Origin of the sequence: Synechococcus lacustris str. Tous, assembly GCF_003011125.1 — a bacterium.
GTDB lineage: Bacteria > Cyanobacteriota > Cyanobacteriia > PCC-6307 > Cyanobiaceae > Synechococcus_D > Synechococcus_D lacustris.
Map to the genome: position 1 here is coordinate 1 of NZ_PXVC01000250.1, position 834 is coordinate 834.

Here is an 834-nt window from a genome sequence, read left to right on the forward strand (position 1 = left end):
GTGCGGCAACGGGCACCGCCGAGGCCGCCGATTAAACCAGCGGTGAGGGCACTCGCCTCGGCCACCCGAACCCAGGCCTCTGAACCAGGATCCTGCAGGGCAGCCACCCCCTCAATCAGTAATTGATCACGTAGAACCCTGGCCTGTTGAACAGCCTGTTGCACTAAACCATCGCTACTTTGACCGCTACTCACGGAGGCTTCATACCATTTAGCCATTGCATCGGCGATGCCGCTTGCAAGGGTGCGTGCTGGTGCCGTAAGCACTAGTTGATGGTCGAATATCAAAAGTTGTGGGCAGCGCCTGAGGCTTACGTCAGCTTGAAAAGCGCCATCGGGGCTATAAATATTTGCAAGGGCTGTCCAGCCGGCGCAGGTGGCAGCACTGGTGGGCACAGTGATACACGGTAGATCCAAGCGATCAGCTAGTAGTTTTCCGGCATCTAAAACTTTGCCACCACCGCTGGCAATTACCCCATCACAATTTGTTTGTTGAACTTTTAATTCTAATGCTGCTAAATCTATTTCACAGCAATCAAATTTTAATTCAGCACTTTCAACAGTGAGGCCGTTGTTGGTGAGATTTTGGGCTAATTTCCCCCGCAGGGCACGGGTATTTTGACTGCGGCCTAGTAACAGTGGTTTGCTGGAGATTTTTTTGATATCCGCTTGGGCCTGTTGCCATACCCCAGGCCCCCGCCACAGTTGGGCGGGGGCGATGGAATGCTGGCTGCTGGCAGGGGTTGTCATCCCCTAATCAAACACCAGCGCTAGCCAACTCGGGCTGCTCTTGGGGCAGGGTTGTTTGCCTGATTACAACCTGCTTGTCTTCGTT

At 53.7% G+C, this 834-nt stretch carries 1 protein-coding gene; it reads right to left on the reverse strand.

The window, feature by feature from the left end; genetic code table 11:
- Positions 1 to 749: iron-containing alcohol dehydrogenase (locus C7K08_RS14695; RefSeq protein ID WP_117434673.1), on the reverse strand; the 749-nt coding region annotated here is incomplete at its 3' end.
- Positions 750 to 834: the final 85 nt, after the last annotated feature.